This is a genomic window from Paenibacillus endoradicis, from assembly GCF_024721975.1.
This window is the reverse complement of sequence record NZ_JANQBB010000001.1, coordinates 401,591-426,890: the sequence shown is the minus strand read 5'-3', so window position 1 is coordinate 426,890 and position 25,300 is coordinate 401,591. Positions and strand designations below refer to the sequence as shown.

At 37.9% G+C, this 25,300-nt stretch carries 17 protein-coding genes and 5 tRNA genes; 1 reads left to right on the top strand and 21 read right to left on the bottom strand.

Going from position 1 to position 25,300, the window contains the following annotated elements; all coding sequences use genetic code 11:
* Window positions 1-41: 41 nt before the first annotated feature.
* The 3 genes from NV377_RS01830 to NV377_RS01820 all read right to left on the bottom strand — a co-directional run bounded on the left by NV377_RS01830 (window position 42) and on the right by NV377_RS01820 (window position 3,139).
* The gene (locus NV377_RS01830) at window positions 42-1,484 is read right to left on the bottom strand and encodes a nicotinate phosphoribosyltransferase (protein WP_258199467.1); all 1,443 of its coding nucleotides are present in this window, start codon (window positions 1,482-1,484) and stop codon (window positions 42-44) included.
* An 8-nt stretch (window positions 1,485-1,492) separates the two neighbouring features.
* A complete protein-coding gene (locus tag NV377_RS01825; protein ID WP_258200335.1) occupies window positions 1,493-2,038 on the bottom strand; it encodes a cysteine hydrolase family protein in 546 nt (181 codons plus the stop codon).
* Window positions 2,039-2,197: 159 nt separating this feature from the next.
* A complete protein-coding gene (locus NV377_RS01820) occupies window positions 2,198-3,139 on the bottom strand; it encodes an S-layer homology domain-containing protein (protein WP_258199466.1) in 942 nt (313 codons plus the stop codon).
* Between the two features lie 178 nt (window positions 3,140-3,317).
* On the opposite strand from NV377_RS01820, the gene NV377_RS01815 reads away from it, so the two are divergent.
* Window positions 3,318-3,392: transfer RNA gene (locus NV377_RS01815), tRNA-Val, on the top strand.
* Window positions 3,393-3,622: 230 nt separating this feature from the next.
* On the opposite strand, the gene NV377_RS01810 is transcribed toward NV377_RS01815, so the two are convergent.
* From NV377_RS01810 to pyrR, 18 genes are all read right to left on the bottom strand, one after another.
* Window positions 3,623-4,072, bottom strand: coding sequence for a hypothetical protein (locus tag NV377_RS01810; RefSeq protein ID WP_258199465.1), 450 nt, complete (start codon window positions 4,070-4,072; stop codon window positions 3,623-3,625).
* A 1,303-nt stretch (window positions 4,073-5,375) separates the two neighbouring features.
* Window positions 5,376-8,711 carry an S-layer homology domain-containing protein gene (locus NV377_RS01805; RefSeq protein ID WP_258199464.1) on the bottom strand — a complete coding sequence of 1,112 codons (3,336 nt, stop codon included), beginning with the start codon at window positions 8,709-8,711 and terminating at the stop codon, window positions 5,376-5,378.
* Window positions 8,712-9,226: 515 nt separating this feature from the next.
* Window positions 9,227-9,315, bottom strand: a tRNA-Leu gene (locus NV377_RS01800).
* A 53-nt stretch (window positions 9,316-9,368) separates the two neighbouring features.
* A tRNA-Leu gene (locus tag NV377_RS01795) sits at window positions 9,369-9,457 on the bottom strand.
* 16 nt (window positions 9,458-9,473) lie between these two features.
* Window positions 9,474-9,550, bottom strand: a tRNA-Ile gene (locus NV377_RS01790).
* A 36-nt stretch (window positions 9,551-9,586) separates the two neighbouring features.
* Window positions 9,587-9,662: transfer RNA gene (locus NV377_RS01785), tRNA-Met, on the bottom strand.
* Between the two features lie 157 nt (window positions 9,663-9,819).
* Window positions 9,820-10,002 (bottom strand): hypothetical protein, encoded by a 183-nt coding sequence (locus tag NV377_RS01780; protein ID WP_258199463.1) that lies wholly within the window; start codon window positions 10,000-10,002, stop codon window positions 9,820-9,822.
* A gap of 258 nt (window positions 10,003-10,260) precedes the next feature.
* Window positions 10,261-11,154 (bottom strand): ABC transporter ATP-binding protein, encoded by an 894-nt coding sequence (locus NV377_RS01775; RefSeq protein WP_258199462.1) that lies wholly within the window; start codon window positions 11,152-11,154, stop codon window positions 10,261-10,263.
* 3 nt (window positions 11,155-11,157) lie between these two features.
* Window positions 11,158-14,070 (bottom strand): ABC transporter permease, encoded by a 2,913-nt coding sequence (locus NV377_RS01770; RefSeq protein ID WP_258199461.1) that lies wholly within the window; start codon window positions 14,068-14,070, stop codon window positions 11,158-11,160.
* Between the two features lie 3 nt (window positions 14,071-14,073).
* The gene (locus tag NV377_RS01765) at window positions 14,074-15,141 is read right to left on the bottom strand and encodes an efflux RND transporter periplasmic adaptor subunit (RefSeq protein WP_258199460.1); all 1,068 of its coding nucleotides are present in this window, start codon (window positions 15,139-15,141) and stop codon (window positions 14,074-14,076) included.
* Window positions 15,104-15,823, bottom strand: coding sequence for an ABC transporter ATP-binding protein (locus tag NV377_RS01760; RefSeq protein WP_258199459.1), 720 nt, complete (start codon window positions 15,821-15,823; stop codon window positions 15,104-15,106). The genes NV377_RS01765 and NV377_RS01760 overlap by 38 nt, the downstream gene beginning before the upstream one ends.
* A gap of 252 nt (window positions 15,824-16,075) precedes the next feature.
* The gene (gene pyrE, locus NV377_RS01755) at window positions 16,076-16,723 is read right to left on the bottom strand and encodes an orotate phosphoribosyltransferase (RefSeq protein WP_258199458.1); all 648 of its coding nucleotides are present in this window, start codon (window positions 16,721-16,723) and stop codon (window positions 16,076-16,078) included.
* A complete protein-coding gene (pyrF, locus tag NV377_RS01750; protein ID WP_258199457.1) occupies window positions 16,716-17,447 on the bottom strand; it encodes an orotidine-5'-phosphate decarboxylase in 732 nt (243 codons plus the stop codon). Before pyrF ends, pyrE begins: the two co-directional genes overlap by 8 nt.
* A 252-nt stretch (window positions 17,448-17,699) precedes the next feature.
* Complete coding sequence (carB, locus tag NV377_RS01745; RefSeq protein ID WP_258199456.1) at window positions 17,700-20,921, bottom strand: carbamoyl-phosphate synthase large subunit; 3,222 nt, start codon at window positions 20,919-20,921, stop codon at window positions 17,700-17,702.
* Window positions 20,914-22,053: a glutamine-hydrolyzing carbamoyl-phosphate synthase small subunit gene (gene carA / locus NV377_RS01740; RefSeq protein ID WP_258199455.1), complete on the bottom strand. Its 1,140-nt coding sequence runs from the start codon at window positions 22,051-22,053 to the stop codon at window positions 20,914-20,916. The genes carB and carA overlap by 8 nt, the downstream gene beginning before the upstream one ends.
* Window positions 22,054-22,081: 28 nt before the next feature.
* Window positions 22,082-23,368 carry a dihydroorotase gene (gene pyrC, locus NV377_RS01735; RefSeq protein ID WP_258199454.1) on the bottom strand — a complete coding sequence of 429 codons (1,287 nt, stop codon included), beginning with the start codon at window positions 23,366-23,368 and terminating at the stop codon, window positions 22,082-22,084.
* A 147-nt stretch (window positions 23,369-23,515) separates the two neighbouring features.
* Window positions 23,516-24,415, bottom strand: a complete 900-nt coding sequence (locus NV377_RS01730; RefSeq protein WP_258199453.1) for an aspartate carbamoyltransferase catalytic subunit — start codon at window positions 24,413-24,415, stop codon at window positions 23,516-23,518.
* Between the two features lie 12 nt (window positions 24,416-24,427).
* Window positions 24,428-24,991 (bottom strand): bifunctional pyr operon transcriptional regulator/uracil phosphoribosyltransferase PyrR, encoded by a 564-nt coding sequence (gene pyrR, locus NV377_RS01725; protein WP_258200334.1) that lies wholly within the window; start codon window positions 24,989-24,991, stop codon window positions 24,428-24,430.
* Window positions 24,992-25,300 lie beyond the last annotated feature (309 nt).

The window sequence follows — 25,300 nt, the reverse complement described above, 5'->3', positions numbered from 1 at the left end:
AGGTAGTACGCATCAATGTGTGTACTACCTTTTTTTCATTACTAATCATGCTGACTTAATAACTCTTTACGTATATTCCATACTGTATCACTTAGTACCACAGCATACTTCTCAGGATTTAATTTACGCAATGTTTCTGGCCAAAATAATTCAAGCTGTGATTGATGATACTTGGCAATTTCTTGTACAGTAGGTAGCTTATATACACATTGCCCCTCTATGAATATTGGTAATAATAATGGTTGAGCTGAATATCGACTTACTTTTCTTCGAATATACGAATGCTTTGGATCGTAAAGCATTAATGGTTGCTCTGAAGAAGAATCGAGTACTTCATCATGCATAACAATGTAATCAGCTTCTGCTTTCCCAGTATCGCAATTCACAATACGATATACGTTCTTCTTGCCTGGTGTCGTTATTTTCTCTGGATTACCTGAAATTTTAATTACTGGTTCATATTGTCCATTGCGCTCTTTAGCTACAAGTTTATACACGCCGCCTAATGATGGGTTATCTGACGCTGTAATTAGCTTCGTTCCAATACCCCAACTATCAATCTGTGCACCTTGTGCCTTTAATTCCACAATAATATTTTCATCTAGATCATTAGATGCAACAATCTTCACATCTGGGAAACCCGCTTCATCCAGCATTTTACGAGCACGCTTAGATAGATATGCTAGATCTCCACTATCAAGACGGATAGCCTTCAATTGTTTACCCTTCTCGGCAAGTTTCCGTGCAGTTTCAATGGCATGTGGTACTCCTTCACGTAATGTATCATACGTATCGACGAGTAAAGTTACATCATCAGGTAACGCTTCAGCATAACGATCAAATGCCTGCTGTTCATTATCATGGATTTGTACCCAAGCATGGGCATGAGTTCCTTTAGCTGATAAATTAAATAGCATCGCTGCTCTCATGTTCGACGTCGCGTGGAAGCCAACAAGACAGGCCGCTCTTGCCCCCCATATTGCCGCGTCAGCCTCTTGAGCTCGACGTGTGCCGAATTCCATTAATATATCATTCGGAGCCACTTGCTTAATTCTCGCTGCTTTAGTAGCGATAAGAGATTGATAATTCATGAAGTTCAATATTGCTGTCTCAATAATTTGAGCTTCAAAAATAGATGCCTCAACCCTAAGAATTGGCTCATTGGGGAAAACCAATGTCCCTTCAATCGCAGCGTAAATATCACCCGTGAACTTAAATTGTCTAAGTTCCTCGAGAAATTGAAGATCGTAATTTTCCTCTTGTGATGCTAGAAATGTAATCTCTTCTTCAGAGAATTTCAAACCTTGAATATAATGAACAATTCTTTCGAGTCCTGCAGCAACAGCAAAACCGTTACCGAATGGCAATTTTCTAAAGTACACATCAAATATCGCTTTTTGATGGTGGGTATGATGCTTCCAATGAGCATACATCATATTAATTTGATATTTATCAGTATGAAGCATAAGATGTTCTGACGTCATTACTTTACCTACTCCCTGTTACTAACAATTTGAGCGCCTAAAGATCCTCGAAAGTGACCCAGCGCCCAGTCATGTCCCGCCGCATTGAAACTAGCGACTGCATCTTCATGGATAACTACATTGTACCCAAGATTATACGCATCAACCGCAGTATGCAATACACAAATATCGGTGCATACTCCAACCAGATGAAGTTCATTAATGTTACGAGCTTTAAGACGCAGATGAAGATCTGTTCCACAAAATGCACTATAACGAGTTTTATCCATCCAATAAATGCGATCGGAATTTAATTCGAATATATGTTGAAGGGTTCCATATAACGTTCTACCCTCTGTATCTCTAATATTATGTGGGGGGAATAACTTCGTTTCCGGATGGAATGGATCATTCTCCTCATGTAAGTCTACAGCCATTACAACCAGTTCATCTTGTTGTATAAATTGTTGCGTTAGTTCCGCTATACGATGCTCAATAGCAATGCCTGGATCACCACATGGTAATTTTCCCGTAACAAAATCAATGGTGTAGTCGATAACGATTAATGCTTTCATCATTATTCACCTCGTATTAATTAATAGTATCATTATGAAGTTTTTTTTATAGAAGTCAATTAGAAGAATTGAATGCTTGATCGTTTTTCGGTTCCTGAACAGAAAAACGCTGTATAGATAGTCAACGAATGACCACTATACAGCGTTCTCATACAATTATTATGGTGCTACAGCTTCACTGTTATATTGTTTTTCTACATATTCAACTTTATATTGTTTATCTACATATACAGATGTCGATACGTTAGTAATCACTTGAGGATACATCATATCAGGATTGGGCTCCACAATCTCGATATCTACATAGGCGATATTATCAACAAAATTAATATGAGTCACTTTAATTCCATAACCTGGATGAGGTACATCAGCTGAAATAGTTACTTTATTTACAGTGTCAGTTAATGCTTCTGTAGTCAACTTTACATTGCTAGGTAATACTGAAGGCTGAACTTCTTCATTGCCTTTTATCGTATCAGCAAAGATAAGTGCTTTATCCAACCAAATCGCTGCTTCACCACGAGTAACGGCTTCTGTAGGTTTAAACTTGTGATCTTCAGTAAGCTCAGCGAAATTTAGAATAAGTAGTTTTTGAATAGCATTGCTATAGTCTTGCTCTACTTCCTTAGCATCAATGTAATCTATATAGATCATAATGAGTGGGTAATTACCTTTTCGATCTACTTGATCCATTAAGATAGACGCAAACTCCTGGCGACTGATTGAAGCATTTGGATCTACATCAGCAGCGAATTCCACACCATTGTAATAACCATCTACAAATGCTTCTGAGTACCATTGATCATCAGCAACATTACTGTACATATCACTAGCTAGAGGTTGTTTCACAAAACGAAAACGACTTAGGTCAAGTTCAAATGCTCTATCAAGCAAGGAAACAGCCTGAGCGTATGTTAATTCACTATCTGGATTAAATGTTCCTGAACTAACACCGTTAATAACGCCTCGCTCCTTCAAACTTAAAATATGGCTTTCTGCTTTGTGACCTGACACATCTGAAAATGCATGTAGAACCGGTGTTATTGCTAGTAGAAGCACTAATGATAGCACTGCTGTAAGTAAGCTTTTCTTCTTCATCATATATCCTCCTAATTTTTCACTTCTTGATTAACTAGTTAATTACTACTAACTACTTCCATAAACGTTTTAACAACTCATAATGTTGCAATAATCAATAAATATAGATTACCCTGCTATAATTTACTAGATTATGGCTTGAAAATAACATCATCCTATGCTATTATACTTTGTATTGCATAGGACGGTAACTCAGCGGGAGAGTGCTACCTTGACAGGGTAGAAGTCGTGGGTTCGATCCCCACCCGTCCTACCAGACTATATGTATTAAGGGTTCTTATCGTTTTATTCCCATATATAATTGTAGGGTTCGCATTCTAACAGAATATTATAATTAATAACCATTATCTTTAAGGATCCAATCCTTGAAAGGTGATGGTTTTTTTGTTCTTTAATTGTGTTTTTTTGCATTATATATTTTTTCACTTTCGTTATTGAGCAAAAAAAAGCCTACCTATTATCGGGCAGACTTAAAGTTGATTATTATTATTTTTCGAGATACTTATCTAATTTATTAAGAATCTCACTAGATGTCTCTTTTACTTCTTTCATTGCATCATCTATATTTATATAATTTTCATATTCGTTATTATCCATGTCTTTGTTGATTAAAGCAAGTTTATGACTACTTTTTAAGAGAGATACATTTAAGGAGACTCCGGTATTATAACTAAACATAATATCATTTAATATAATCTTTTCTTCCTTCGAAAGTTCCTTAATTTTGACTGATAATCTTTCTTGTATAGCAAATAAAGAATCACCTAATAATTCTTCTCTCTCCGAAGACTCATTACTTTTGAATGCAAGTTTGTCATACTCCTCCATAATTTCTGTGAATTCAAGTAATGAAAGTGCGATATTACTTGAAATCTTATTGGAGTATTCTTTATTCAGCTTGTACTCAATTGGCTGTTCTGAACATCCTAGTAACATTAAAAGCCCTAGAAATACAGTAAATATTTTATTTTCCAGCTTTATTACCTCCGATTTCCATATTTCCCACTATTCGATCATTATCGACAAAATAGGTATATAGAAGAAGAGATATTCTATATACTTAATTAGTTCATCATCGGTAAATCCTCATTGTTGTATTTCTAATTTTAGAAGTTCTAGATTGTTCATATTGTATAGTGTCCTTTGTTGTTGATGTTTATATATATGAAAAAAATCACCTATGAAGGTGGTTTTAGCATGAGTACATTATTCCATAATTAATCACTTCTATCGACCAATATTAATCAACTTCCCTTATAATATCGGCTTGTATACTGTAGCTAGAATACTCAAATGTATTTACCGGTACACTAAACATTATTTCATCACCAGCCGCCACACCATCTCCGGGTATTGGAATTGAATCCCTTACATAAGTTACCTCGCCGTTTTTATCAAAAAAGTATATTCCAAAATAACCTTCTATATCTACAGATGAGTTGTTTTTTATTTTCCCTGTTAAATCTCCTGTGGATGTTACATTCGACCATAATACTTTTATGTTAGCTGATCCGCTTCTGTTCTTAATTCCTCCAATTTTGATTCTACTCTTGCTTCATTATAGTTATCATATATCTTAGGAAGAAATACTAACGCAACTATAACTGCAACTACTATTAATGAACAAACTATTATTTTTTCATTAATAAATCACCTTCCTATTAGGATATTTTCATTATTTTACCATGTATATATATTTACGGTCTAGAAATTTGGTAATACAAGTAGATAGTTTTCTGGGTTTCAATACTAAATTATAGATATAATCCGTTACTGTCACGAGTTTGCTCCCCCATCCTATCAGTAATTCATACTATTATCAGTCGGAAAAGAAACGATACAATTCCGATTATCTTTGCGGTATGTTTAACTATATGAAGCACACAAAAAATAAAATCATTATATCCGTCTAGAGCAAATCAGAAAAATTTTCATACATTAATTTATCTTGATATAAGGAGGTGCCCTCTATGAGTAAACACAGAAAAACAATCGTTGTTCGTATCAGACCTGGGCAAAGGGTACTTGTAATTGCTAAAAGAAGACGTCATCATTCTTAATCAGTCTAATATCTTGCAAGCTGATAGGATGACTATGTAAAAGGCGTCCTATCAGCAATTATTAGTATTTTTAGAATAGGTGATTTTAAAGAGTTGCATACAAAAAAGAAACTTGACGCCGATTTGGCGTCAAGTTTCTTTTTTTACGAGTGTATTACTTATCATGTACTCTCAATCAATTATTTATGGCTTGCTTTGTAATCAAGTGCACGAAGTGCTAGTGTAATCGCATCTGCACGAGTAGCTACTTTTTCAGGACCAAATGTATTATTGCTATATCCTACTACTAAACCATACTTAACTGCTGTTGCTACATATGCTCTTGCATAAGCAGGAATGTTAGACGCATCAGCGAAAGTTAGCTCATCTTCTGAAACAAGTTCTAGACCTAACGCTCTAACAATCATAACCGCTGCCTCTGTACGTGTAATGTTTCCAGTAGGACGGAATGTATTATCGTTGTAACCAGTCAGTATACCTGCCTCTACTGCTTGCTGAATAAACTCTTTAGCCCAACCTTGAATTTTATCCGCATCAGCAAATTTCACTTCACCTTTTGCAGCTTCAAGTTTCATCGCACGTACTATAATGGCAGTAAACTCAGCACGATTAACTTCTTGATTCGGTTTAAATGTACCGTCAGTATAACCAGTTACAAGTTTTAATGCTACTGCACGTTCAATCGCAGCTTTTGCCCAACTATTATCAATATCTGTGAACTTAGGAGTAGGATTTGTTGACCCACCATTATTACCGTTTGACTCTCCACCGTTAGAACCTGTACCTGTGTCAGTTCCAGTTCCTCCTGGTTGTTCAGTACCAGTTCCTGGTGTAGTCGGATCACCTTTGCTGTAGCCTTCATCTTCCCATTTGTCTACTTTAGACGGAGAACCGAATCCAATAGAAATGTCATGAGTTGTATCATAAATTTCTACCCCATCAAGTACAGCAACAACATGAACACTTCCGGATAATAATCCCGTTAATGAAGATACTTCAAAGCTGTAACGAGCAACATCATCTGCTTTATATCTTTCAGCAACTGATGCCTTCTTGCCATCAACTTCTAGAGATTTAATCATCGAAGCATCAGTCATAAGGACATATACTTTCAAACTATTTTTAGTAACTTGTAGGCGAGCATCAGCAGCTACATAGCCATTCATAATTGAGATTTCTTTTCCGTTAGCTGTATATACAGTTAGTGGAATTGTATATTTACCAACTTCTAACCCAGATCCTTCATGAATTTCAACATTTGTAGGAGGTGCTGTTGTGCCGTTTGCTGCAATTGCAGCTGTTAAAGCTGTAGTTTGAGCGTTCAATACCGCTTTACGAGTAAGTAGATTATCTACCTTCTTCGCATTCGCAATTGCTGTAACTAGTGCTTCTTTTTTGTTAGTAACCGCTTCTGCTGTTGTAATAGCTTTTTTCAACGCGACACGATCTGCTGCAATTGCATCTTGATTAATTACAAGATATTGTTCAGTTGAACTTGCCCCATCAACAGTAACACTAAATGAACTTAGTAAAGGCTCAGTTGTACTTGATATTTTATAATCATATGTGTTTACATTATTTTCACCATATTGCGATACAGAACCTGCTTTGCCCTCAACAGTGAAAGTAAGATTTTTTGTCGGTTCATTTTTAATTGTAATACGAAGATAAGACTGACCATCTACTTCGTATACTTTTACATTTGAAAAATATTCATTAAACATAGTATTATAAAGTTCCGTTAGATTAGAAGATTTTACATAATCGATCGTCGTTACATCTCTTAATGAACTTATAATTTTATTATTATTTGATACTAGCTTATTTAAGCGATCAGCATGAAACTCTAGCTCAGCTAAAATAGTAGCGTTATTCTCAGCAGCATTCTCAGCTTGCCCAATTGCCGTTACAAGTGCAATATCCTTACCTTCAACAGCTTTTGCAACTTCTAGTGCTTCATCAAATACTTGACGATCTTCATTTGTAATAATTAAATTAGCGGAGATAGCAGCATTTAGATCTGTAGTTGCTGCGATCAGTTCAGCTTTACGAGTAATTAAATTACTTAATTTCATTGCATCTGTTAACGTTGCTACCAATCTTTTAGAAGCTTTTCCATCTTTTTGGATAGCTGTTGCTGCTGCAATAGCATTTTTCAACGCGGTACGATCTTCAGTAGTTGCATCCTGGTCAATAACTATGTAATGATCATGCAAACCAACGTGAGTACCAACCTTATAGCTAAGAGAACCTAAAACAGGCTCTTCTATACTAGATATCTTATAATCATAGACATATACATTTGTTTCAACAACTTGCGCTACTGCACCAACTTTTCCTTCTATCGTAAATGAAAGATTTATTGACGGATCAGTTTTCATAGTAACACGAAGATAGGACTGCCCAGCTGCTTCGTATACTTTTACATTTGATAAATACTTACTAAATGTAGAGTTAAAAGATGTTATTAAATCAGATGATTTTACATAATCAATTGTAGTTACATCTCTTAATGAATCTTTAACTTCTTCATTAATTGCTACTAGCTCATTCAAACGATCAGCATGAAACTCTAGCTCAGCTAAAATAGTTTTTTCATTCTCAGCAGCTTTTTCAGCCTGCTCAATTGCTGTTACAAGTGCAACATCCTTATCTTCAACAGCTTTAGCATTCCCAAGCGCTACTTCAAATGCTGCCTGATCTTCATCTGTTATAATTAGATTAGCGGAAATAGCAGCATTCAGATCTACAGTTGCAGCTATCAGCTCAGCATTGCGTGTAATTAAATTATTTACTTTCTTGGCAGCCGTTAGCGATGCTAACAATTTTTTAGCGGCTTTACCATCTTTTTCGATGGCAGTTGCTGCTGCAATAGCATTTTTCAATCCGGTACGGTCTTCTGCAGTTGCATCCTGGTCAATCACGATGTAGTGATCATGCATACCAACGTGAGCACCAGCCTTATAGCTTAACAGACCCAATACAGGCTCTTCTATACTAGAAATCTTATAGTCATATACATATACATTTGTGTCAACATATTGCGCTACTGTACCTGCTTTTCCTTCAACTGTAAAAGCAAGATTTATTGACGGTTGAGCTTTCATGGTAAGGCGAAGATATGATTGACCATCTGCTTCATATACTTTTACATTAGATAAGTAACTACTAAAAGTATCGTTAAATGAAGTAATTAAATCAGATGATTTTACATAATCAATCTTTATATCTCTTAATGAATCTAATACGTCATCATTAATTGATACCAGTTCATTCAAACGATCAGTAAGATCTACTAATTGCGGAAGCGAACTATTTTCATTTTCCAATGCCTTTACAGCTAACTCTATTGCTGTTACAAGTGCTATATCTTTTTCCGTTACTACCTTAGCTTCTTCAATAGCCTCTGATAGCAAATCCCTTTCATCAGACGATGCTGCATAAACGGGTAAAGCACTTATAAGCATTGCAATAACAATAACTAATGAAAGCTGTTTGTACCATTTGAATTTCATTTCTAATCTTCTCCTCTGAATATCATGTAGTGAATTCTACTGCTCAATCAATTCATCCAACTTCTTAGATAAGAGCTGGTAAAATAGTTTAAGCTATCGAATTCCTGATTAATATAATTAATGATTATCATTCTCACTGATGACTCAAAAAAATATTAGCCGTGAAAACTGCTAATTGAGAATTTTGAGAATAATTATCATCCTCAGTGATAATATCCCATAAACTTCTCTTCCGTCAATACTATTTTGAAATATTTATGATAATTCTCTCATTTGTCAAATTTTGTCCATATTCTAAAATTTTTCTTTCATTCCATCTAAAAACTATTGACAATACAACCTTTACTATTAAAGGAATCTTACTTCACACGATCAGAAATAATTAACTACTCCAAGTTACGCATAAGTCCAGAACATCTAAAAGAGCAACAAAAAAACCTCTTCAAGCTAAGCTTGAAGAGGTTTGGATTATTCAATGAAATTGCTACATAATAGTGTAAATCTGATAAATTAAATGGTGCCGAGGACCGGAATCGAACCGGTACGGTAGTCACCTACCGCAGGATTTTAAGTCCTGTGCGTCTGCCAGTTCCGCCACCCCGGCGTAGTACTATGTATACAATATTCAATTGAAAAATCAGTATTGCAAGTAAAAAATGGTGCCGAGGACCGGAATCGAACCGGTACGGTAGTCACCTACCGCAGGATTTTAAGTCCTGTGCGTCTGCCAGTTCCGCCACCCCGGCAAGGGTATGTAACTAATGGTGGGCCCTGAGGGACTCGAACCCCCGACAAATCGGTTATGAGCCGACTGCTCTAACCAGCTGAACTAAGGGCCCTTGATAATATAATGATGACTCATTATGTCCAAAGGTTGGTTGCGGGGACAGGACTTGAACCTGTGACCTTCGGGTTATGAGCCCGACGAGCTGCCAACTGCTCCACCCCGCGTCATTGCCATTTCTTACGTTATCGCAACGGCGACATGTATTAATATACAACATCCGACTATATTACGTCAAGCATTTTTTAATAATTTTTATTTTCTTTATTTTAAAGCATAAAATTTAACAGTTTTGTTATGTTTTATTTTGGTTTGTTTCATATACTATATTAATTTACGGGATTTATTTAATAAATACTTTACACCATACCTTCCCTTTAATGATTTAAAAATTTCAATTTCTTGAGGACAATCAAGACCATACATCCAATAGTCATTCTCCATTCTCTGCACGACACAACTAGCTTGAAATTTTGATTCATATAATCTAATCCAATATATCCACATCTATTGTTACCTCCTAAAACTTTTCATTTCTCCTTGATTGACTTCCTAGTAACGAAAAGTTGCTTCGGAAGCATGAGCCAAAGATAACGATAGATTACCCATTATTAACAAAATCATGCAAACACAAAATAATCATATTATCTTTATTACTATTTTATAAATATTAAAAAATCCCCTCATAGTTAACAGTGATGAGTTCAACTTTCTCGAACTCTATCTACACCGCTTTCTATAAGGGGACAAAATTAGTTAAACAGCTTATTCCTCAGTCTGAACTTTATGTGGAGCTCTAATCGTAATCTTCTCACCATCAAATTCCATTAATACTTTATCTTTAATATCCATTGATTTCAAGTATTCTCTCGGAACTTGCAGACGACCAACTTTATCTACGACCACATAAGCAACATGCTCATTTTGTGATGTATGAGCTGATAGCGATACAAAACCTTCCCCATGCGATCCGATCTCTGGATTATGTTTTACAAACTCCGTACTTGTTAATCCGTCTCTGATCGCAACTACGCGGTCAACTTGACTGGCCAAAGTCATATCATGTGTAACGATAACAATCGTGACACCGATCTCCTTATTAAGCTTACGGAAAATATTCATAATCATATCTGATGTCGCTGTATCTACCGACCCTGTAGGCTCATCTGCTAATAGAAGCTCTGGACGATTAGACAATGAGATTGCTATTGCCACACGCTGCTGCTCACCGCCTGAAAGCTGGTGCAGTTTATTATGAATTCGATGTTTCAAACCGACCCATTCTAGAAGTTGCATCGCATATGCACGATCCAACTTTCCAGAAAGCATCATTGGCATTTCAACATTTTCTAATGCAGTTAAATAAGGTAATAAATTTCGTGCGTTATTTTGCCAGATAAATCCGACTGTATCGCGTTTGTAACTTACTCGTTCTTCCTCAGTCATCTTCAGTAGATCCCAAGGACCAACTTTAACTTGACCTGCAGACGGACGATCTAAGCCACCTAGCGTATTTAAGAGCGTTGATTTACCACTACCACTATTTCCGATAATAGCCATCAATTCGCCCTTCTCTACGGTTAAGTTCAAGCCCTGTAGAGCGACAACTTCCAAGTCGTCAGTTTTATATATTTTTACTAAACCTTCACAATAGATCATGATTTATCGCTCCTCTCCCATTTTCACAGCTTGATGCACTTTAAGCTTTTTGATATGAAGGAGTAAGAACGTCGCACCAATTAACATCATCACAAGCACGACTAGCATCAATTGATTCGTATCGCTAGCTTGGAAGATAACGCGGAATGGTGGAACCATTTCTGAGGCATTGTCTGCTGATTGTAAAAATGGTAAGAAGATGTAGCTTACAACTTTTCCTATACCAAATCCAAGTCCAATTGCAAGTCCAGCAGTTAAGATTTGTTCAATTAGCAACATGCTAGTTAACTGTGACTTCGATAGTCCCATGGCACGAAGTACACCAAATTGAACAACCCTACCTGACAAATTGAAGAACCAGTATAGTAGATAACCTGCTAAAGTAACCGCAATCGTAACGAGGAATCCAAGACTTAAAATTCCAAATACGCCACCTCTTGTCGGTAATTTCGATTGAATAAGTAGATCATTACGTACATCTTTCCATGTAACTACATCTAATTTATTCGCAGCTAGATTTTCAAGTAATGGAGCAACAAGCGCATCGGGCTCCATCTTTACCCATACTTCATAAGGAATTAGAGGTAATTGATCATAAATATAATCCAAGTTAGCGATTAAGAATGGTTCACTATCTGGATATAGATTAGGCCAAAACGGTACGATACCTTGCACAGTAAACTCTAATGTTCCATCTGTGAAACTAACAGAAACGATATCTCCTAACTTAAGTTGATATTTTTCAGCTATATTTTCAGGTATAAGTGCACCATGCTCAGCCAATCCAAGGAATGATAAGTAATATGCTGGATCGACATCATATAAATCTTCTCCGAACCAAGCTACATCATAGAAATCTTTATTATCAATTCCCATAATCGTACCTTTACCAACGGTCTTACCCGATACTATAATATTGTTTTTTGACTGAAGTACCCTTGTTGCATTTTCTACGCCAGGACTAGAACGGAATACTTCGAATGGGGGTTCTGTATACAGTAATTTTTGAGGTTGGTTATTGTTCCCACCGCCTCCGCCGTTTCCACCACCGTTTCCGCCGTTACCTCCATTATTACCTCCGTTATTACCTCCGTTATTACCACCATTATTACCGCCATTGTTACCTTCATCAGGTTTGGTAGTAGTAATTTTTTCGGGTATACCACCCCAATTGGTTTGTATAATAACATCAGCACCATTTTTGTAAAGAGTTCGTTCCGTCGAGTTCAAGTCTATCGTCCGAGCTGCCGAAGCATTATAAACTCCTAGACCGATCGTTAGAATTAGTAGTGTCATCAACGGATAGTAACCTTTAGATGATCGAGATAATTGTGTTAACGTTAAGTAAGAAGATACAGGTAAGTACCTCTTACCCAGCCAATTGCAAAATGCTAATATCCAAGGGAAAATTCTAAGACATAGTAAACCAAGTGCAAAAATCGCTATCGCAGGTACAAAGAATAAAAATGGTTGTATCTGCATTTGATCACTTGAAACGCCTGAATTAAGCGTAAGTAGTTGGCGTTCATTGAATAAATACCAACCGTAGACGGTAACAAGTACCAATATGATATCAAGATACCATTTTTGCCAAAATGGCTTTTTATCAGATCGTGCTAAGTCTTGCTTGTAACTAACAATTGAAGCTCTTGCGTACTGTACAGCAGGTATAATTGTCGCTAATAATGCGACGATAACAGCTATAACGCCTGCAATTATCGTTTCAACTGAAAATCCTATCGTAATTGATTTTCGATTGACAAAGGATAAAAATCCGTCTGCAGAACCAATACTTTTTGACATATACCAACCAATTAACGGTCCGATAACGAGAGCAACAATGCCGAGCATTATACTCTCTACAACATACATCCCTACAATTTGCCTTGTTCCAGCACCTCTACTACGAAGAACAGCAATATCACTGCGTTGTTTATCTAGCGATTGTCTCGCATTCATCATAATGAAATAAATAACCATTGCAAGCATAGGAGCAGCTAAAGTAAATAACATCGTTTGTAATTCATTACTTTGCTTACGGAATTCTTTCAGCGTCTCTGCGAATGACTGCTCTACTTTCGTATCTTTAAGTCGTTGGTACAATTCAATATCCAGACGATTTAAAGTGGATGCCAGTTCATTAATTTGACTGCTCTTTATTGTAGAAAGATCAAATGAATAATACCAAGTTGCAGACTGTAAAAAGATATTTTGCTTTTTCAATATTTCTTCTTGAAATAATTTTTCGTCGACAAATAATGTACCGAATTGCGATTCTATACCTTGCGCCCAATAGGCATCTGAGACATCGAGTGGTGACACAATACCAACGATTTGTACGACGATTTGTTTGCTATTATCTGCACGATAATAGAATAGATCGCCTACATGTACATCATTACGGTACATGCCTTCCTCAATCATTACAGCTTCCAAAACACCTTTGTCGGTAAGCTTGTCACTGAACCATTGACCTTGAACAAGTTCATTTTGATCTTTTAAACCACTCATTGATTGAATACTCAATGAACGTGTGCGACTCGCATCGACCTTATCAGGAAAGACAGGAGTTACATTACTTGGTCGAATGGCGTATTGTTGTACGAAAATATCATGTGGAAAACCAATCGTTTTAGGGATATTTTCTTGTATGTACTTCTCAACTGAAAGCAAACCATCCAAGTTATTCCCATTTGAAGGTACACCTTGATACTTCATCATTAATGAACCTGCAGGTTTACTTTCACTATCTACCTTCAATTGTTGTGCAATAACTCGTTTTAATGCTCCATCAGCGTACATTGGAATACTTGTGGCAAATGCGACAGCAACAATAAGTCCTAATAAAGTACTTAATGTTAGCCAACGAGTATTCCACATTTTACGGAAAATAAAGCGAAAGAAGGGTATACCCATATCTTATCTCCCTACTACTTTCTGACCAGGCGTTAAGCCTTGTAAAATTTCGACATCAGTAGGAGTCTGCTGTCCGACTTCCACGTCAACTTCTCGTTTCCCATCCTTGTCCACCACTTGTACGTAAGTTCGATTACCAATACTTCTTAGTGCGGACGGTGGGATTACAATTGCATCCTTTGTACGACTAGTTACGACTTTAATAGAAGCAGTAAGACCTCTAGCTGCGCCTTCTGGCAACTTATCGATCTGTACAATCATATAATCTTCGATACGATCAATGCCACTGGCAGCACCACCTGATCCTTCTCCACCTGAAGATGATTCCGTGGATTTGTTAGGAAGTTGCTTAATTTTCCCTGTGATCGAACCACCGTTACTGATAGATACGGTTGCTTCCATACCAATCGCTACTTTTTCTTGCTCAGTTTTTGTTAATTTAGCTCCTGGAACAAGTAGTGATGTATTCGCTACAATAGCAATTGGAGCATAAGCTTTAACAAGATCACCTTTTTTCACAGTAAGCGAAACAATCGTTCCTGAGAACGGCGCAGTAATTGCACCTTTTGAAATTTCAACTTCCATATCAGATAGCTTCTGTCTTTTTTCTTCAAATGCAATGCGTTGAGATTCATAATCAGCTTGATCCATCTCATCTCTTGTACGAAGTAACTCCTTCATCGCCAGTTCATCGCGTTGGAAAGCTAACCTTTCAAGGCGTAGAGTTTTTTGCAGTTCACTTACATCAAGTTCTGCAATCAGTTGTCCAGCAGTAACGGTATCACCTGACTTTACATATACATCTTTTACATTGAGATCACCTTTAGTGAAATACATTGTTTCTTCTTCTAATGAGATAATTTTTCCAATTAGCGTCACTGCCGATTCTAATGTTTTTGTAGCCACAGTATACTCTGGCTTTTGCGAGATTTTCGGAGGAATAATATCAGGTATAACTTCCTCTTCTTTTTCATTAGGTAATAGACTACAACCACTTAATAATAGTGCTAGAATAACCATTGATATACTTGCTTTACGAGATAAATTTGCCATCCACCATTTCATAAACATGGTCTGCAACCTCCAAAATTGTAGGATCATGTGTCGTCATACATATCGAAATTTGTTCATACTTAATAATACTTTGAAATAACGCCATTACCTGTGCTGACATCGCAGTATCTAGTTCAGCAGTAGGCTCATCTGCTAGTAATAGAATCGGACGATGTGCAATAGATTTAGCTATAGCAACACGTTGTTGTTCACCACCTGATAATTCGTAAGGACGGTGATGCATACGTCTTTCAAGTCCAACCAGTGTTAAGCATTCTTCAACGCGTTCTTTCCATTCTTTCTTAGGACGATTCGCCATCCTTAAAGAAAGTTCTACATTCTCATACGCAGATAATAATGGCATTAGTGCAAACGCCTGAAAAATAAAGCCCATTTCATTACGACGAATTAATGTCCTGGCCTTATCACTCAACGTATCGAACGGTTTTCCATTGAAATAAATACTCCCTCTACTTGGAGTATCTAACCCACCAAGACTGTTCAAAAGGGTTGTTTTCCCTGAGCCAGATCTGCCTTTTAACATAACAAGTTGTTGACGTTCAACTGTCATATTAAGTCCTTTTAGCACATGGAGCTCCTTACCGCCTACTTGAAAGATTCGCTCCATTTCTCGCACTTCTAATAGTGGAGTGTGACTAGACTCGACATCATTTTCTTGAATATGTAACTGTTCATTCATATAATCTCATGACACTCCTCACACTTATTCTACATTAGAGACGTTTTAGAGTTGGAAAAGGTTACAACTTTTTTATTATTTTCTAAAAATTTTCTCACAAAATTAATTTACTAGTAAGGATTCATAGATGCACGTATAGTAAATGCCCCACTTCCTCTTATAGTAACTGAAAAAAAGACATCATCATTTCATTGATGCTGAAACGATAATGTCTAGTAATATTGTCCTTGTTGCAGACATAATAACTAAATTCTAGTTACCGTATGCTTGCGGATTAGCTCTCCATGATTGAAGTGCTGCTACATCATCTTGAGCAATTTCGCCAGCGGCAACAGCTTGCTCAATTAATGCAGTATAATTTGAAATCGTTTGTAGTGGAATACCAGCTTCTGCAAAAGCATCGATAGCAGATTGGAACTGATAAGTGAAGATAGCCAATACTGCAAGCGGCTCTGCTCCAGCTTCACGAACTGCAAGTGCAGCCTTCAAAGAACTACCACCCGTAGAAATCAAATCTTCGATTACAACAACTTTTTGACCTGGAAGGACACGACCCTCGATTTGATTTTGCTTACCATGTCCTTTAGCTTTATCACGAATATAAGCCATTGGTAAATTCATTTTCTGAGCTACCCAAGCAGCATGTGGAATACCAGCGGTAGAAGTACCTGCAATCACTTCGGCATCAGGATACAATTCCTTGATCAAAGTTACAAATCCATCTGCTACTTTTTCACGAATTTCCGGATAAGTCATTGTAAGACGATTATCGCAATAAATAGGTGATTTGATGCCAGAAGTCCATGTGAATGGCTCATTTGGGCGAAGCGCTACTGCTTTAATTTCTAGTAATGATGTTGCAATATCTTTTGCAAGTTGTTCCAATGATACTTTACTCATATGAGATTAACTCCTCAATAATAGATTCAATTGCTGAACGCGGATCATTTGCGGCTGTAATAGGGCGACCAATGACCATATAGTCTGTACCTTGACGAAGAGCCTCACTTGGTGTCATGATACGCGATTGATCATTCAATGCTGCTCCTAACGGGCGAATACCTGGTGTAATCGTTTGGAAAGCTTGTCCACATGCATTTTTAATCGCAATAACTTCTGACGGTGAGGCAACTACTCCATCTAATCCTGCCAATTGTGTTAGCTTAGCGTATGAAAGCACTGCATCTTCAACAGTACCCGCAATGCCAATCTCGTCATTCATAACCGCCTGACTAGTACTAGTCAATTGTGTAACTGCAATTACGGTAGGACGTTGATTACTAGAGCTTGCTTGTTGCACTCCTTCGAGAGCAGCCTCCATCATAGCTCGACCACCTGCAGCATGAACGTTGAACATATCAACACCTAATGCAGTAATACTCGCTGCTCCACCTTTCACGGTGTTAGGAATGTCATGCATTTTCAAATCTAAAAACACGCGGAAACCACGATTTTTAAGCCCTTCTACAAAAGTGGGGCCTGCAGCGTAGTATAGCTGCATGCCCACTTTCATGTAGCAAGGAATTCCGTTCAATTGCTGAATTAACTGCTCCGCAGCAGTTGCACTTGGATAATCAAGAGCAACCATTATTTTCGAAGCCGCTTCTGCTTTTGTAAGTGACATACCTTGCCTCCTAAAATTTTTCGTGCAACGAAAAATTGCATCGAAAGCATAATCTAAACTTTTTGTTTTCTACTTGAACATACTTCTTAGTAACAAAAAGTTACTTCGAAAGCATGATCTAAAATTTTTCGCGCAACGAAAAATTGCATCGAAAGCATAATCTAAACTTCTTGTTTATTACTAGATGAATTTATCGCTACAACTTTCTTATAAGAAAGTTGTAGCGACTGTTTACATGCTATAGGTTAGCTCTTATTTCTGTTGCAAAACTGGCATAGCGCGAGATGAGAAGTTAATTGTTTGCATCATAGTTAGCAATGCTCTTACTGTATCAAGTGATGTCATACAAACTACTCCATTCTCAACTGCTTCACGACGAATTCGGAAGCCATCACGTTCTGGAGTTTTGCCCTTCGTAAGTGTATTTACTACGAATTGAGCATGTCCTTCGCGGATATGGTCAAGAATATTTGGCGTGTTTTCACTTAGTTTATTAACACGTTCTACATATAAGCCCGCTGCTTCAAGTGCATCTGCAGTACCGCCAGTTGCCATTAATTTGTAACCTACGTTAGCAAAACCACGCATTAATTCAACTGTTTCTTGCTTATCTTTATCCGCTACTGTTACAAGAATTGTACCAGAGTTAGGAATCTTCATACCTGCACCAATAAGTCCTTTGTACAATGCTTTTGCAAATTGTACGTCACGTCCCATTACTTCACCTGTAGATTTCATCTCAGGAGTCAGTGTAGGGTCAACGCGGCGAAGTTTTGCGAACGAGAATACTGGAACTTTAACCGATACATGATCATCTTCTGGCCACAAGCCATCTACATAACCAAGCTCAGCAAGGCTCTCATTCAAGATTGCACGAGTTGCAAGATTTGCCATCGGAATATTCGTTACTTTACTTAAGAATGGTACTGTACGAGAAGAACGTGGGTTAACCTCGATCACATATACTTTCTCTTCGTGAATAACAAACTGAATATTTACAAGTCCGATAACTTTAAGTGCTTTTGAAATTTTAATTGTAATGTCTACGATTTGTTGCTTAATATCGTCAGAAAGTGATTGTGGTGGATATACGGCAATCGAGTCACCTGAGTGAACCCCTGCGCGCTCAACATGCTCCATAATACCTGGGATAAGCACTGTTTCGCCATCACAAATCGCATCAACTTCTGCTTCTTTACCAAGCATGTAACGGTCAATCAATACCGGATGCTCAGGATTAATCTTAACAGCTACTTTCATGTAGCTCAACAAATCTTCATCAGAGTATACAATTTCCATTGCGCGACCACCAAGTACATAAGATGGACGTACAAGAACTGGATAACCGATAACTTGAGCTGTAGCTACTGCTTCATCAACCGTTGTTACTGTTTTACCTTCTGGTTGAGCGATGTCTAAGCTACGAAGAAGAGCTTCAAACTTCTTGCGATCTTCCGCTTCATCGATACTTTCAAGACTAGAACCAAGAATTTTAACGCCAGCTTTAGAAAGTGGAGAAGCAAGGTTAATTGCTGTTTGACCACCGAACTGAACGATTACACCAATTGGTTGCTCTTGCTCGATTACGTTCATTACGTCCTCGAAGAACAAAGGTTCAAAGTATAGACGATCAGATGTGCTGAAGTCAGTTGACACTGTTTCAGGGTTGTTATTAATAATAACTGCTTCATAACCTGCATTTTGAATTGCCCATACAGCATGAACAGTGGAGTAGTCGAACTCAATACCTTGACCGATACGGATTGGACCAGAACCAAGTACAAGGATTTTTTCTTTCGTTGTATCAGTTACTTCATTCTCTACTTCATAAGTGGAGTAGTAATAAGGTGTAACTGCTTCAAATTCAGCCGCACAAGTATCAACCATTTTGTAAACTGGAACCATACCTTGAGACTTACGATGTACACGAATATCATTTTCATTCGTGAAAGCAGCACCAGGGAATCCTTCTTGACGAAGTTCAGCGATTGAACGGTCAGAGAAACCTTTACGTTTTGCTTCATATAATAACTCGTCAGTTAGCTCAGCTGTTGAACGAATGATATCTTCAAATTTCACGATACCTTCGATCTTATCAAGGAACCACCAGTCGATTTTCGTTAGATCTTGAATTTCTTGAAGAGCATAACCACGACGGAATGCTTCAGCAACTAGGAACATACGCTCATCATCAGGTTTCATTAGACGTGTACGAAGTACATCCTCAGAAAGCTCAGTAGATTCTTTCAAATGAATACGATGTGCACCAATTTCTAATGAACGAACTGCTTTATGAATAGATTCTTCGAATGTACGACCAATCGCCATAACTTCACCAGTTGCTTTCATTTGCGTACCTAGTTTACGGTTCGCATCAACGAATTTATCAAATGGCCAACGAGGAATTTTCGATACAATATAGTCAAGTGCTGGCTCGAAGCAAGCATATGTTTGACCGGTAACTGGGTTAACGATCTCATCAAGTGTATAACCGATTGCAATTTTAGCTGCCATTTTTGCAATTGGATACCCAGTTGCTTTGGAAGCAAGAGCAGATGAACGAGATACACGTGGGTTAACTTCGATTACATAGTATTGGAAACTGAACGGATCAAGAGCGAACTGTACGTTACAGCCACCTTCAATGTTCAAAGCGCGAATGATTTTCAATGATGCGGAACGAAGCATTTGATATTCACGATCAGACAATGTTTGAGAAGGAGCAACTACGATAGAGTCACCAGTATGAACACCAACTGGATCAAAGTTTTCCATATTACATACAACGATACAGTTATCGTTAGCATCACGCATTACTTCGTACTCTACTTCTTTCATACCAGCAATTGATTTCTCAATTAGACATTGGTTGATTGGAGAATAACGAATACCTGAAGCTACTGTTTCGCGAAGTTCTTCTTCGTCTGCACAGATACCGCCGCCTGTACCACCTAGTGTGTAAGCAGGACGAACGATGATCGGGTAGCCAATTGTGTTAGCGAACGCTACAGCATCTTCAACTGTAGTTACGATATCACTATCTGGAACCGGTTGATCAAGTTCACGCATAAGATCACGGAACAAATCGCGATCTTCTGCTTTTTCAATTGCAGTAAGTTGAGTACCTAGTAACTGAACATTTTCTTGCTCAAGTACGCCAGCACGAGCAAGTTCAACTGCCATGTTTAGACCCGTTTGACCACCAAGTGTTGGAAGCAAACCATCTGGACGTTCTTGACGAATAATTTGAGATACAAAGTCAAGTGTAATCGGCTCGATGTAAACTTTATCAGCCATATTTGTATCTGTCATAATTGTTGCTGGGTTACTGTTGATTAGAACGACTTCATAACCTTCTTCTTTCAAAGCTTGACATGCTTGAGTACCAGCATAGTCAAATTCCGCCGCTTGTCCGATGACGATAGGACCTGAGCCAATTACAAGGATTTTTTTAAGTTTATTATTTTTAGGCATTTTGTAATTCTCCTCTCAACATTTCCGACAATACAGCTTGACGAGGTTTTTGCGGATTTTCTATCTTATGTTTGCGAATCATTTCAATAAATTGGTCGAATAGATAGCTAGAGTCTTCTGGTCCAGGAGCTGCCTCTGGGTGATACTGTACAGAGAATGCAGGGAACGTTTTATGTTTCAAGCCTTCGATTGTTTTATCATTATTATTGATATGTGTCACGATTAGATCAGTACCTTTGATAGACTCATCTGTAACTGCATAACCGTGGTTTTGTGATGTAATATAGCAACGGTTTGTTTCTAATTCTTTAACTGGATGGTTACCACCACGGTGACCAAATTTCAATTTATCTGTATCAGCACCACATGCAAGAGCAAATAGTTGATGACCAAGACAAATTCCGAAGATTGGGAATTCACCAAGTAGTTGTTTAATTGTTTCTGCAACATGAAGATTATCTTTCGGATCCCCAGGACCATTAGACAATTGAATGCCATCTGGTGCAAGGCGACGAATATCATCAGCAGTTGTGTCATGTGGAACGACTACGATGTCGCAATTACGTTTGGAAAGTTCACGAATAATTCCACTCTTAGAACCACAGTCAATTAGAACAATACGTTCTTTGCTACCTGGATTCGTGTACACATAATCCGTAGATGTTCTTGCAACTTGATCATGAAGAGTTGGAGTAGCTTTCAAACGTTCTAGAAGTTCTTCAACATGCTCATTACCAGTCGTAATAAGACCTCTCATAGATCCGAATTGACGAATTTTACGAGTCAGCATACGAGTATCGATATCAGAAATACCAGGGATCTCATATTCTTTAAGTAAATCACCTAATGAATATTGTGCACGCCAGTTACTTGGAATTGGTTCATAACGACGAACAGCTAGGCCATAAATATTAGGACGAATAGCCTCAAAGTCATCGCGAGTAATACCGTAGTTACCGATTAGTGGATAAGTCATCGTTACAATTTGTCCACAGTAAGATGGATCAGAAAGAAGTTCTTGATATCCTGTCATACCTGTATTGAATACGACCTCACCGATCGTTTGAGTTTCAGCACCGAATGATAATCCCTTAAACATAGTTCCGTCTTCTAACAATAGTCTTGCTTGCATCCGTTTCACTCCTCAAAAGTTGTTCTTTCTATTCAGTCCAGACAATGTTACCATTTACGATTGTTGCTACAGGCCATCCTTTAAGTTTCCAACCACCAAATGGTGTGTTGTTGCTCTTAGATAAGAATGTACTAGGATCAACCGCTTGTTCATTCTCAATATCTACGATTGTAATATCCGCAGGTTTACCAACTTCAAGGCTACCTTCTTCAAGGCGGAACACTCTAGCTGGATCTTGAGTCATACGTTTCAAGAGGAAGCCAAGTGTCCAGCGGCCCGTCTCTACAAAGTGTGTATAAAGTAATGGGAAAGCTGTTTCTAAACCAACGATACCAAATGGTGCAAGGTCAACACCTTTTGCTTTTTCCTCAGCGCTATGAGGCGCATGATCCGTAACGATTATATCTATAGTACCATCCTCTAACCCTTCAAGAACAGCTGCTACATCACGTGGTGTACGAAGTGGAGGATTCATTTTCCAATTTGCATCATCAAGTCCAGGAATGTTCTCATCAGATAAGATTAAGTGATGGGGACAAACTTCAGCAGTTACTTTAATACCAACTTGTTTCGCAAGGCGGATCAATCGAACTGATTGTTCTGTACTTACATGACAAACATGATAATGTACGCCGGTAGCTTCTGCAAGTAAAACATCTCTACCTACATGGATCGCTTCAGATTCATTAGGAATCCCTTTAAGTCCATGTTTGCGTGAAAACTCACCTTCAGATGCCCAAGCACCTACAACTAATGAATCATCTTCGCAGTGTGCAATAACTGGCATATCAAGAGATTTTGCAAGTGCCATTGCGTCTTTCATCATTTGAGCGTTTTGAACGCCTACGCCATCATCAGTAAAACCGATAGCTCCAGCTTCTTTTAATGAAGCAAAGTCAGTAAGTTCACGACCAAGCTCATTTTTCGTAATAGAGGCATATGGCAACACTTTAACTAATTGCGCTTCTTCGGATTTATCGATAATGTATCTAACCGTTTCAGCAGTATCTGTAACTGGTCTTGTATTAGGCATACAAGCGATAGTAGTGAACCCGCCTTTTGCAGCTGAACGAGAACCAGTAATAATATCTTCTTTATGAGTAAAGCCGGGATCACGTAGATGCACATGCATATCGATAAAACCTGGAGATACTAATTTACCTTGTGCATCAACTACTTCTGCACCTTCTATATTAACCGTTTCATTTGCATCAACAATCGCTGAAATCTTACCATCTACTACTTGTATATGCTTACCTTCTAAATTAGCGCTAGACTCATTCCATACTTTACCGTTCAAAATCCATAAAGACATTTTCATCCTCCTAAAAACTTTTCTGTTGCATCTTGAACAACTTCCTGTAAACGAAAAGTTACTTCGAAAGCATTACAACTTTTCGTTAACCCCACGATATTTCTTCTCGTATATGAAAAGTACATCGGAAGCTTTACAAATTTTTATCTATACAAGTGCACGCTCGATAACCGCCATTCGAATCGGAACCCCATTAGCCATTTGCGGGAATATTTTCGAATTTGCAGCTTCTACAAGTTCACTGTCAATCTCTACATCTCTATTGACAGGCGCAGGGTGCATAATAATCGCATGGTTTGCCATTTGGCTTGCTCGAGCTACAGTAAGACCATAACTTTCACGATAAGTATCTGCTGATTTCAATATTCCAGATGAATGACGCTCAAGCTGAACCCTTAACATCATAACTACATCTGCTTTTATTGCTTTTTCCATACTTACATATTGCACATCAAGATCTTTGGCTTGCATATCGTCAGGAGCACAGAACATCACATTCGCGCCAAATTGACGAAGTGCATATAGATTACTTCTTGCCACTCGGCTATGCAGAATGTCACCGATAATCGCTACATTCAAACCTTTTAACGTACCGAAATGTTTTTGCATTGTATATAGATCAAGCAAAGCTTGAGTTGGATGTTCGTTGTTACCATCACCTGCGTTAATTAGAGGAACTTTAATTTTAGGTGCCATTTCAGCTAGCAAGCCAATAGGTTTTAACCGAATAATACCCGCATCAATTCCCATTGATTCTAAAGTTCTAACTGTATCGTAGATAGATTCACCTTTTTCAACACTTGATGCCGCAGCACTGAAGTTTATAACTTCTGCACCTAATCGTTTCTCAGCAACTTCAAATGAAGTTCTAGTACGCGTACTGTTCTCAAAGAACATGTTTGCAACAAATTTTCCGTTAAGTAAGTTATGTGTTTTATTGGCATGTTGTTCCCAGAAGGCAGCTCTGTCAAGAATGGATTGAATCTCATTTTGACTAAGATCCTTCAAACCAAGTAAACTTCTTGATTGAGTTTGAGTAATCGTCATAAAATGGCCTCCCTAGTGAATAATCGTAACCTGATCAATACTATCAATTTCAGTAAATTGAACTTGTATCTCTTCTTGTTTTGATGTGGGAACATTTTTACCGATGAAATCTGGTCGAATCGGCAGCTCGCGATGACCACGATCTACAAGTACAGCTAGCTGTACATTTTGTGGTCTACCTAGGTCCATAATAGCATCCATAGCAGCTCTGATCGTTCGTCCTGTATATAGAACATCATCGAACAGAATGACTTTTTTGTTCTTTACCAATTTAGAATCTAGTTCTGTATCACCAGGCATATTGGCAAGTTCAACCATCACATCAGCTATTTCACTTCGATCATCACGATACTTCGTAATATCAAGTTCTCTAACTGTAACCTTTGTGCCCTCAATTTCCGATATTCTCGCTGCTACTCGATTGGCAAGATACACGCCTCTAGTCCGAATACCTACGATAATGCAATCTTCAATACCTTTGTTCTTCTCTACAATTTCATGCGCAATTCTAATTAATGCACGTCTAATTGCGGTTTCATCCATGATTACAAGACGTTCTCCTTCTGACACGAGCATCTCACCCCACTTTTCATTAATATGTCCATCATCAATACCGAATTGTCGCAAAGTAACAAAAAAACTCCTTGCGTCAGTCCGCAAGGAGTTGTGAAAGCTGTATGGTTCGATAGGTTGCCTGTACCAAATAGTGCTTCCTTCAACAAGGAGCGTATGTTGGACACAATTCACCTATTGGCCTTACTTCACGTTACCTTGCCAGCCTCACGGGGCTGAATTAAAGGTACATCTGTATCGAAATAATTATCCCATGTTCGACACGATATGTCAAGGGAAACGGTGCAAGTTACATCATCCAAATTATAATCA

Coding starts and splice junctions, on each gene's coding strand:
- pyrE (WP_258199458.1), bottom strand. CDS start 16,723: ATGAGTAAAGTATCATTGGAACAACTTGCAAAAGATATTGCAACATCA.
- NV377_RS01765 (WP_258199460.1), bottom strand. CDS start 15,141: ATGTTTATGAAATGGTGGATGGCAAATTTATCTCGTAAAGCAAGTATA.
- NV377_RS01820 (WP_258199466.1), bottom strand. CDS start 3,139: ATGATGAAGAAGAAAAGCTTACTTACAGCAGTGCTATCATTAGTGCTT.
- NV377_RS01780 (WP_258199463.1), bottom strand. CDS start 10,002: ATGTGGATATATTGGATTAGATTATATGAATCAAAATTTCAAGCTAGT.
- NV377_RS01830 (WP_258199467.1), bottom strand. CDS start 1,484: ATGACGTCAGAACATCTTATGCTTCATACTGATAAATATCAAATTAAT.
- NV377_RS01775 (WP_258199462.1), bottom strand. CDS start 11,154: ATGATCTATTGTGAAGGTTTAGTAAAAATATATAAAACTGACGACTTG.
- NV377_RS01770 (WP_258199461.1), bottom strand. CDS start 14,070: ATGGGTATACCCTTCTTTCGCTTTATTTTCCGTAAAATGTGGAATACT.
- NV377_RS01730 (WP_258199453.1), bottom strand. CDS start 24,415: ATGACGATTACTCAAACTCAATCAAGAAGTTTACTTGGTTTGAAGGAT.
- NV377_RS01825 (WP_258200335.1), bottom strand. CDS start 2,038: ATGAAAGCATTAATCGTTATCGACTACACCATTGATTTTGTTACGGGA.
- pyrF (WP_258199457.1), bottom strand. CDS start 17,447: ATGTCACTTACAAAAGCAGAAGCGGCTTCGAAAATAATGGTTGCTCTT.
- NV377_RS01760 (WP_258199459.1), bottom strand. CDS start 15,823: ATGAATGAACAGTTACATATTCAAGAAAATGATGTCGAGTCTAGTCAC.
- carB (WP_258199456.1), bottom strand. CDS start 20,921: ATGCCTAAAAATAATAAACTTAAAAAAATCCTTGTAATTGGCTCAGGT.
- NV377_RS01805 (WP_258199464.1), bottom strand. CDS start 8,711: ATGAAATTCAAATGGTACAAACAGCTTTCATTAGTTATTGTTATTGCA.
- carA (WP_258199455.1), bottom strand. CDS start 22,053: ATGCAAGCAAGACTATTGTTAGAAGACGGAACTATGTTTAAGGGATTA.
- pyrC (WP_258199454.1), bottom strand. CDS start 23,368: ATGTCTTTATGGATTTTGAACGGTAAAGTATGGAATGAGTCTAGCGCT.
- NV377_RS01810 (WP_258199465.1), bottom strand. CDS start 4,072: ATGTTACTAGGATGTTCAGAACAGCCAATTGAGTACAAGCTGAATAAA.
- pyrR (WP_258200334.1), bottom strand. CDS start 24,991: ATGCTCGTGTCAGAAGGAGAACGTCTTGTAATCATGGATGAAACCGCA.